Below are 9,978 nucleotides of genomic sequence, written 5' to 3' on the forward strand. Positions count from 1 at the left end.
ATTTCCGTACAACAGACGTAACCGGTACAATCGAATTACCGGAAGGCGTGGAAATGGTAATGCCTGGCGATAACATCAAAATGACAGTAAGCTTAATCCACCCAATCGCAATGGACGAAGGTTTACGCTTCGCTATCCGTGAAGGCGGTCGTACAGTAGGTGCGGGCGTTGTAGCGAAAATCATCAAATAATTGATGAAACCGTTTTAGAAAGAAGGCGTACTTAGGTACGCCTTTTTGCTATATCTATCTTGCCAAGCCTTGCTAAATTTTAGGTTCAACTCACCGCTTGCAACCGCAATTTCTGCAAAATAAACGTTCAAAAAATTCAGGCAGCTCTGCTAAAATACACTATTATCCATTTTTCAACCCAGTTCAAATGACAAAATTAAACATCATCTTTGCCGGCACGCCGGAGTTTGCCGCAACACATTTACAGGCACTGCTCGACTCCGAACACAATGTAGTGGCGGTCTATACTCAGCCGGATAAACCGGCAGGACGAGGTAAAAAATTGCAAACCGGCCCGGTTAAACAACTGGCGGAGCAACATCACATCCCCGTTTACCAACCAAAATCACTGCGTAATCCAGAGGCTCAAGCTGAATTTCAATCACTGAATGCCGATGTGATGGTTGTCGTTGCATACGGTTTAATTTTGCCGATTGAAATCCTGAATACTCCTCGTTTCGGTTGTCTGAATGTACACGGTTCACTGCTGCCCCGCTGGCGTGGTGCTGCGCCGATTCAACGGGCAATCTGGGCGGGAGATAATGAAACTGGCATTACGATTATGCAAATGGACGTTGGATTAGACACCGGCGATATGCTCCACAAGGTTCATACACCGATTGCCGCCGACGAAACCTCCGCCTCCCTCTATGCAAAATTGGCAGCCATCGCACCAAACGCATTATTGGCAGTGTTAGACGGTTTAACAAGCGGTCAGTTTAGCCCTGAAAAACAACGGGAAGATTTGGCAAACTATGCCGAAAAACTCTCTAAGGCAGAGGCAAAGTTAGACTGGCAACTGACCGCCTGCCAGCTTGAACGCAATATTCGTGCCTTTAATCCGGCACCGATTGCCTATCTTACTCTCAACCTCAACGGCACAGAGGAACGGGTTAAGATTTATCAATCAGATGTACTGCCACACCAAAATCGTCCGGCAGGCACGGTGTTATCCGTGGACAAAAGCGGCATTCAGATTGCCACCCAGCAAGGCGTGCTTAATTTAACCCGACTCCAACCGGCTGGTAAAAAGCCGATGACCGTGCAAGATTTTCTCAATGGTCGCAGCGATTGGTTTAAAGTTGGCGAGGTATTAGAATGAAAACGCTCCCGCCACGAGCTGCGGCGGCACAGATTATCTTAGAGGTATTGGATAACGGTAAATCCCTATCCAGCCTGATTCCCGCCGTTCAAGCGGAATTGGACGCAAAAGATCTGCCGCTCGTGCAAGAAATCAGCTTTGGTGTCTGCCGTGTTCTGCCCCGCTTGGAAGCGATTATCCGGCACTTAGTCGCAAAGCCCCTCAAGCATAAAACCCGCTTAGTACATTGCTTACTGCTGGTCGGGCTATATCAATTACTCTATTTGCGAGTGCCGACACACGCAGCCGTCAGCGAAGTGGTGAATGCGACTAAACCGTTGAAACTGGACAGTTTTCGAGGATTGGTCAATGGCGTGTTACGCCGTTTCCTAAGGGAGCAAGAGACCATTCTCGCTAAAATCGATCAACACTGGCAAACATTACACCCTGAGTGGCTGGTGAATAAACTCAAGCACACCTATCCTAACTGGCGTGAGATTATTGAGGCAAATAATCAAAAACCGCCGATGTGGATTCGGGTCAATCCGCAATGTGCTGAAACGGCAGATTATCGTCGGCAATTAGCCGATCTTGCAAAAAACGATCTCGATCCGAGCGCTTGTATGCCGGATTGTGCGATTCGGTTAAATCACCCCGTTGCCGTCCACCAACTTCCACAGTTTGAAGAAGGTTGGGTAACGGTACAGGACGCCCACGCACAGTGGTCGGCAATCTTACTGGGCGCACAAAACGGCGAGCAGATTTTAGATGCCTGCGCCGCCCCCGGCGGTAAAACGACGCATATCTTGGAGCTTGCCCCCCACGCCAATGTCATCGCTTTAGACATTGAGGCTAACCGCTTAAAACGGGTACGGGAAAATCTGCAACGCCTCAAACAAACTGCGACGGTAATTTGCGGCGATGCGAGCCAGCCTGAACAGTGGCTAGAGCAGGATATTATGTTCGACCGCATTTTGCTGGACGCCCCCTGCTCTGCCACCGGCGTTATCCGCCGCCACCCGGATATTAAATGGTTGCGTCAGGAAAGCGACATTGCTGAATTAGCGGCATTGCAGCAACGCATTTTAACGGCACTGTGGCAACGTTTAAAACCCAACGGCACGTTGCTTTATGCCACCTGCTCAATACTGGCGGAAGAAAATAGCGAGCAAATCGCCCGCTTTCTTGCACACACGCCGAACGCCCGCCTTGAGCCGCTACAATTTCACACGGAAACGGTGCAATACAAACAGTTCCTGCCACAACAAGCGGGCGGTGATGGCTTCTTTTATGCAAAATTGAGAAAAGTAGAATGAAAATTATCATTTTAGGGGCAGGGCAAGTCGGCTCAACACTGGCTGAAAGCCTCGCAAACAATGATAACGATATTACTATTATCGACAATGATCAGAATCGCCTTGCGCCATTGCAAAGCAAACACGATTTGCAAGTGATCAAGGGGAACGGCGCTTCACCCCGTATCCTAAGGGAAGCGGGCGCAAGCGATGCGGATTTATTAGTGGCAGTAACCAATAATGATGAGTCCAATATGATCGCCTGCCAAATCGCTTACACCCTGTTCCATATTCCGACCAAAATCGCCCGTATTCGCAATGCGGATTATGTGCGGGAGCGGGATACACTGTTCAATGATAATGTACTACCTATCGACCATATCATCGCGCCCGAACTGTTGGTTACTCAAGAAATCTTACGCTTGATAGACTATCCGGGGACGTTGCAAGTCGCACATTTTGCCGAGGATTTAGTCAGCCTAGTCAGCTTAAAAGCCTACTACGGCGGGCCATTGGTCGGCTACCCGATCTCTGCCTTAGCCGATCATCTGCCGCATATTGAGGCGAGAATTGTCTCGATTTTCCGCCAAGAGAAAAGTTTCGTGCCACAAGGCTCAACCATTATTGAAGCCGGTGATGAAGTCTTTTTCATCTGTGCCACCCAGCATATCAAAGCGGTGATGGCAGAATTACAACGCCTTGAGAAACCGCATAAGCGTGTGATGATCGTGGGCGGCGGCAATATCGGCACAGCATTGGCAAAAGCCTTGGAAGAAAAATGCAGTGTGAAGCTGATTGAACGCCACCCCGTTCGGGCGGAAAAACTCGCCGAGAAACTCGCTAAGACCTTAGTACTGTGCGGCGATGCCTCCGACCAAGAATTACTGTTTGAAGAACATATCGAAAATATTGATCTGTTTTTAGCCCTCACCAGTGATGATGAGGCAAATATTATGTCCGCCTTGCTGGCAAAACGGCTTGGTGCTAAAAAAGCGATTGTGTTGGTACAACGAATGGCCTATTTGCACCTTATTCAAGGCGGGACGATTGATATTGCCCTTTCGCCACAACAAGCCACGATTTCTGCCCTCTCCAGCCACGTACGAAAAGGGGATATTGTCAAAGTCGCTTCATTCAAGCAGGGGCTAATGGAAGGGATTGAAGCGGTGGCACACGGTGATGAAAATTCATCTAAAGTCGTCGGTCGAAAAATCAGCGAGCTAAAATTACCGCAAGGAACAGTGATCGGGGCGATTGTCCGCAATGAGCAAGTGATCATCGCCCATAAATCTACGCTAATCCAAGCGCAAGATCGGATCATTGTCTTTATCAACGACACCAAGCAAACCGCCGAAGTGGAAAAACTATTCCAAGTTGGTGCATTCTTTTTATAGCCAAATAAAAAGCCTTGAATTATCAAGGCTTTATCATTATTTAATTTCAATCACTTTCTTTGAGCTAAATTCCAAACGTTTTGCGCCATTTACCACGCTAATCTCCGCATTTGGATCGGCAATCACCGCTCTTGCCTGCTCCGGTATTTTATCGAACGGCAAATTAATATTCACCGTGATTTTTGACTTGGCTTTCAATGCAGGATCAAAATTCAGCGGAAAATCCTGTGCAAACAAAATCTGCTGATTATGAGAGTACCCGCCAATCCAATGCACCGCCTTAATCCGCTGCTTACTCTTATTCTCCAGCTCATAAGTTGCCACAAATACCGGATTACCTGCCTCATCGTTGGTTATACTACGTCCGACTAAGCGAATACCAAATGCCTTGTTGAACTGCTTTAACGCTTGATCCGATTTGGTCGATTTTTTCGCCGCTGCCGCTTTGCTATTTTCCGCTTTCTTAGTATTGGTTTCCGCATAAGCGTTACCTGTGCCAAAAGCAACTAACAGTGAAATAGCAGCAATATGTTTCAATAATTTCATTCTTATCCTTCCGTTAATTAAAAAACAGCAAAATCATATAATTTCACTGCGCGATATACAAGCACAGTTTGATACAATGCTCAAATATATTCATATTTCCTTTTTATGAGTCCTAAAATGCAAATTTGTTTCAAAAATTTTCACGGATCCGACCGCTTGTTAGATCTCAGCCGCCCTCAAATAATGGGGATTTTAAATTTTACCCCCGACTCTTTCTCTGACTCCGGTCAATTCTTCAGTTTAGATAAAGCCCTGCGCCAAGTCGAAAAAATGCTGACGGAAGGGGCAAGCATCATTGATATTGGCGGTGAATCGACCCGCCCGAACGCCGAACCGGTCAGCCTTGAGCAAGAGCTGGATCGGGTTGTTCCCCTCGTTGAAGCCGTTCACCAACAATTTGACTGCTTTATCTCTGTCGATACCTCCAAAGCGGTGGTAATGCAGGAAGCCTCCCAAGCCGGCGCAGACATTATCAACGATATTCGAGCCTTACAAGAACCAAATGCCCTTGAAACTGCCGCCAGACTCAAACTGCCTGTATGTTTAATGCATATGCAAGGCTCTCCCCAAACAATGCAGCAACAGCCAGAATATGATGATGTGGTGGAAGAAGTGGCTGATTTTCTTAATCAAAGAATTTTCGCGTGCCTAAATCACGGGATCGAAAAATCCCATATCTTACTTGATGTCGGCTTTGGCTTTGGTAAAACGGTACAACACAACTACCAGCTCTTAAAACACCTCAAGGTATTCGCCCAGTCGGGCTATCCTATACTGGCTGGGCTTTCCCGCAAATCAATGATAGGGCATATTCTGAATAAACCCGTTGAACAACGCGTTATCGGCAGCGTCGCCGGCGCACTCATTGCTATACAAAACGGCGCTAATATTATCCGTGTTCACGATGTGGGCGAAACTGCCGATATGCTTAAAATTTGGCAGGCTACGCAAGAAAGCGACCTATAACATTACAACAAGCGGGCAGTTTAATCGTAGAATTTGCAAATAGATTTGCTAAAAATCCTAAACCATCACCCGCTTGTAAAAAGAAAATGATAAAAAATAAGGCTAACCCTTTCGGGTTAGCCTTTTCATTATAGATTAGCGATTGATTACCACTGATAGCCTACGCCAACAGAGCCACCGAGGTCACCACGGGTATTTGCATTACCTTGTACTTTCAAGATAAGTTTACCGTTGTCGCTTGCACGGGAGTAACCCACTGCCACTGCGCTTTGACCTTTGAAGGTACCTGCTGATGCTGCCACCATTGATTTACCCGGAATGTAAACTTGCGGTAAGCCTGCCGCTGCGTTCGCACCTGCAATACCGCCACGGAGATCTTTATCCATCTTGTTCATTCGGTTGTTGATGTTGCCTACCGCACCTTTCAACTGGCTAACATTGACTGCATCAGTATCTGCCGTACCCGGCGCAACATTAGTGATTTTCGCTGGAGAGCCGTCTGCTTTCGCTACTTTCACATCACCGTTTGTATCACCACCCACGATTGGGCCTTTATCGCCACCTACTTGGACAGTATCAAATACCGGTTTAGCTGATGTCGCAATTGCAATATCCTTGCCGGAACGAGTAATCACTACGTTTTTACCTGCATTGATATTCACTTTGCTACCTGGGTTCACACGAGTAGGTGTTGTATCGCCGATTACTTCACCGCCGACACCTACTGAGTTGAGATCCCAGCCTGAACCATTAATTGCATTCGCAACGTCTTCTACAGTTGCAAGTGGTTTAGCACCGTTTGCATTATTGAATTCAGCTTTACCTGTTGTTGGGTTCGCATACACCTTACCAGCTGCGTCATTTGCAATATGAGTTGCATCAACTTTCACTGTGATATTGCGTGTACCGTTAGCATCTGTTGAACCTGTCACACTGACAGCACCTTCACCTTTGAAGTCCACTTTATTAGCGTTCTTCACAGTATCAACATAACCATTTTCAGTCGCACTCACAATCCAGCCCATATTTTGTAGGTCACGAACTGTCGCTGCTGAATCCGGTTTTGTTGCATTCGTTAAGTCAACTAACTTATCGTTGCCTGCCGGTTTTGATACAGGGTTCGTTGCAACGTCTGTTGTATTCAACGTTGAACCTACACCGGTGATTTGAGTCGGTTTGCCTGCTGTCGTGATATTCAACGCATTGTCAGGCTGTACTGCATTATTAGTTGCAGGTGTCGCTTTATCTGCATTGAAATCGACTTTCGGATTCACAACCGTTGTGGTTGAACCGTCTGGGTTATTAATTACTGTATCCGGTTTACCTACTGTCAATGTGCCTGTCTTCGTGCTATTGACTTCGATATCATTAGATAAGCCATAAGTAATATTATGACCATCTTGAGTGATCTCTAGGTTCTTCGCTGCAGTAAAGTTGACTTTATCACCAGCTCTTACTGCTTCTCCATTTTCATTCGGTTTAGAAGTAATGAGATCATTTGTCTTAGCAGTGCTGACTTTATGGAATACATTGTTGATTGTATTCACAATATCGCCAACAGTTGCAACTTTATCACCGTCTTTATTGGTATAGCTGCCATCTTCATTTTTCGTTAATGGGTTGCCGTTTTTGTCCTCATAAGTAATAGTAGGTGCTGCTTTACCTGCATTGTCGCCTGTCTGATTAACGGTTGAGCTACCTGTATCCACATCGAAGGTTACATTAAAGGTATCCGGCTCACCGTTTTCACCTTTCACTAAGGTTACATTCGCTGTTGTACCTTTACCGTCAACATAGTTCACACTATCGCCTGGGTTTACAATCGCATCTTCGCCAGTAACCGGGTTACCGTCTTTATCTTTCGCGTTCGTTTTCCAACCAGTGTTGTTGATTGTATTAGTAATATCACCTACTGTTGCAACTTTGTTTGCATCACCTTTCTCTACAACATCCGCAGGATCAACTTTATCACCGTCTTTATTGGTATAACTACCATCTTCATTTTTCGTTAATGGGTTACCCTGCTTATCTTCATACGTTGTTGGCGTAGTTGGCTTAGCTTTACCATCTTCTGCTTTAGACGTACCTTCTTTAACTTCAACAGTATAGACAGTTGTATTATTAGTGTCCGGAGGAGTTACGGTAACATCAATATTACCAACGCCTTTAACATCGACATTAGCAGAATCGCCTTTATCACCTTTATCCCCCTTCTCGCCTTTTTCACCGTTAAGACCGTCTTTTCCGTCCTTACCGTCTTTACCATCTTTCACGGTAGTCGTGGTTGTTGTACCGTTACCGTCGGTCACTGTGATAGTGTGCGTGCCGTCACCGTTATCGGTTACGTTAGCTTCAGCATTCTTACCGTCTTCACCTTTGTCACCCTTCTCACCTTTTTCACCGTCTTTCACGGTTGTGGTGGTGGTATTGCCGTTACCGTCTTTGACTGTGATAGTGTGCGTGCCGTCACCGTTATCGGTTACGTTAGCTTCGGCATTCTTACCGTCTTCACCTTTATCCCCCTTCTCACCTTTTTCACCGTCTTTCACTATAGCGGTAGAAGTGGTGCCGTTACCGTCTACGATAGTAATAGTATGAGTACCGTTAGGGTTGGTAGTTACATTAGCTTGAGCGTTTTTACCATCTTGGCCATCTTTAACCGCTTTAGCATCAAAGGTATAAGTTACATTACCATCAGCGCCAACAGTTTGATTAATTGTTAAGCCTTCACCTGCATTGAAATTAACCGCTTTTCCTGGGTTAATTAATGTATTTTTTGCGGTTACTCCTTTTTTTAAATTACCGCCTGCATTCGTATTCCAACCTTGTTGTTCTAGACGAGACGCCACTAAATAAAGTTGCGAGCCATTGATTGCATCGGTTGAGTTTGCGCTAATACGACCGGCACCAACATTAACAATACGGCGTTCAGAACCAGCAGTACCAACACTTACATAATTACCTGGATTATCAAATGTATTACCCGCAAAATTTGAAGCTGAATATGTATAGCTACCTACTTTTGCATCAGGCGCAACTGTAATTGCACTGGAGGCTGCCGAGTTGTTTCCTAAAATAACAGAGCCGTTTGTTTCAACAGTAATGTTATTACCCATTACATAAGTATCAATACCGGATACATTATTATTCGAACCTACCGCCCCTGAGCGAGCGCCGGTAATTTTATTATCCACACCTACGGCAAGGCCTTTTTCAGCATTTGTCACATTACTTCTCGCACCGATAACCGTGCTATCTTTAGCATTGGTAATATTGGCTTCACGGCCTACTGCAGTACTGTTTGTGGAATTCTTAACCGTAGCCGTTCTCCCCACAGCAATAGAGCTGTTCGACTGCTCCTGAACAGAAGCCTTAGAACCCAATGCCAAACCATAATTGGAGTTGGTAACATTAGATTGATAACCTACCGATATACCAGTTAAAGAGTTAGTTACATTAGCTATAGCACCTAGTGCTGTGGCCCCATTACTATTTTCAGCGTGAGAATTTGAACCATAGATCGATGCAGAAGTAGAATTCAATACTCTCGCAGTCGTACCAGCTACCGCTGTTGAGTACTTACTCTTCTCACCACCGGATTCAGAACCTTGAGCATCATTACCACTGACTACTCTTGAGTTATAACCAATCGAGAGTGTACCTTCACCCTCCGCTCTTGAAGCGGAACCCATAGCATAAGAATAGTTATTTAGCGCTTTTGATTCAAAACCAAACGCTGTACTTTGATTTCCTTTAGCCTCGTTTCTTGTCCCTACAGCGAATGAATTGCTACCTGTAGCCTTATTACCAAGACCAATCGCCACACTGGTGTTACTAGCAGAACTGTCACGACCAATCGCAACAGTATCATCTGTAAGTGCTGATGCATTTGGACCAATGGCAACCGATCTTGCCCCTAGAGCTTTAGAGCCATTACCAAGGGCGATAGCACCAGCCTTGGAAGCGTTAGCCTGAAAGCCGAGCGCACTTGAGTTATCGCCAGTCGCTTTTGCCTGAGCACCAATTGCAGTTGCAAAACTACCAGATGTTGTCGCTTCATTACCAATTGCAACATCTTGAGTACCTGGAGCTTTCGCTCCCCAACCAATTGCAATAGCACTCGAACCACCGGCTGGAGCATTACCACTATTATAAGAAAAGCCATCACCAATGGAGATAGCTGCTAATGCTGGGCCACCAATTACCGTTACCCCTGCTACGACTAGCGATACAGATAAAATTGAAATCCTATTTGTTGATGAAGATTTCGTTTTTCCTTTTGACTTATTTAATTCTGAAACAGCCACCCAAGACTGCGTTGCATGATTCCAAATTACTTTAAAAATTTTATTCACTCTTAAATCCTTAAATTATTATTTGCCATTGAAAGGCACAAAGTCGGGGTATTATATAAATTGATTTTGAAAATACAACCCAAGTCAAATTTGTAAAACCCCGAACACCCT

General features: G+C 45.4%; 7 protein-coding genes. 5 read left to right on the forward strand and 2 right to left on the reverse strand.

Annotation, left to right across the window (positions count from 1 at the left end; genetic code table 11):
- The 4 genes from E4T80_RS12065 to trkA all read left to right on the forward strand — a co-directional run.
- Positions 1-191 (forward strand): EF-Tu C-terminal domain-related protein (locus tag E4T80_RS12065; protein WP_456152434.1); only part of this gene is annotated, 191 nt, incomplete at its 5' end.
- Between the two features lie 187 nt (positions 192-378).
- Positions 379-1,332 carry a methionyl-tRNA formyltransferase gene (gene fmt, locus E4T80_RS12070; RefSeq protein ID WP_135058650.1) on the forward strand — a complete coding sequence of 318 codons (954 nt, stop codon included), beginning with the start codon at positions 379-381 and terminating at the stop codon, positions 1,330-1,332.
- Positions 1,329-2,627: a 16S rRNA (cytosine(967)-C(5))-methyltransferase RsmB gene (rsmB, locus tag E4T80_RS12075; RefSeq protein WP_135058651.1), complete on the forward strand. Its 1,299-nt coding sequence runs from the start codon at positions 1,329-1,331 to the stop codon at positions 2,625-2,627. Before fmt ends, rsmB begins: the two co-directional genes overlap by 4 nt.
- On the forward strand, positions 2,624-4,000 hold the full coding sequence (gene trkA, locus E4T80_RS12080; protein ID WP_135058652.1) for a Trk system potassium transporter TrkA: 1,377 nt from the start codon (positions 2,624-2,626) through the stop codon (positions 3,998-4,000). Before rsmB ends, trkA begins: the two co-directional genes overlap by 4 nt.
- Before the next feature lie 36 nt (positions 4,001-4,036).
- Here trkA and E4T80_RS12085 read toward each other — a convergent pair whose 3' ends face one another.
- On the reverse strand, positions 4,037-4,546 hold the full coding sequence (locus tag E4T80_RS12085; protein WP_135058653.1) for a DUF5067 domain-containing protein: 510 nt from the start codon (positions 4,544-4,546) through the stop codon (positions 4,037-4,039).
- 117 nt (positions 4,547-4,663) lie between these two features.
- Between E4T80_RS12085 and folP the strand changes: the two genes are divergently transcribed.
- Positions 4,664-5,512 (forward strand): dihydropteroate synthase, encoded by an 849-nt coding sequence (gene folP / locus E4T80_RS12090; protein ID WP_135058654.1) that lies wholly within the window; start codon positions 4,664-4,666, stop codon positions 5,510-5,512.
- Positions 5,513-5,658: 146 nt separating this feature from the next.
- On the opposite strand, the gene E4T80_RS12095 is transcribed toward folP, so the two are convergent.
- Positions 5,659-9,867, reverse strand: a complete 4,209-nt coding sequence (locus E4T80_RS12095) for a collagen-flanked surface repeat-containing protein (protein ID WP_135058655.1) — start codon at positions 9,865-9,867, stop codon at positions 5,659-5,661.
- Positions 9,868-9,978: the final 111 nt, after the last annotated feature.

This window comes from Muribacter muris (assembly GCF_004569585.1).
GTDB lineage: Bacteria > Pseudomonadota > Gammaproteobacteria > Enterobacterales > Pasteurellaceae > Muribacter > Muribacter muris.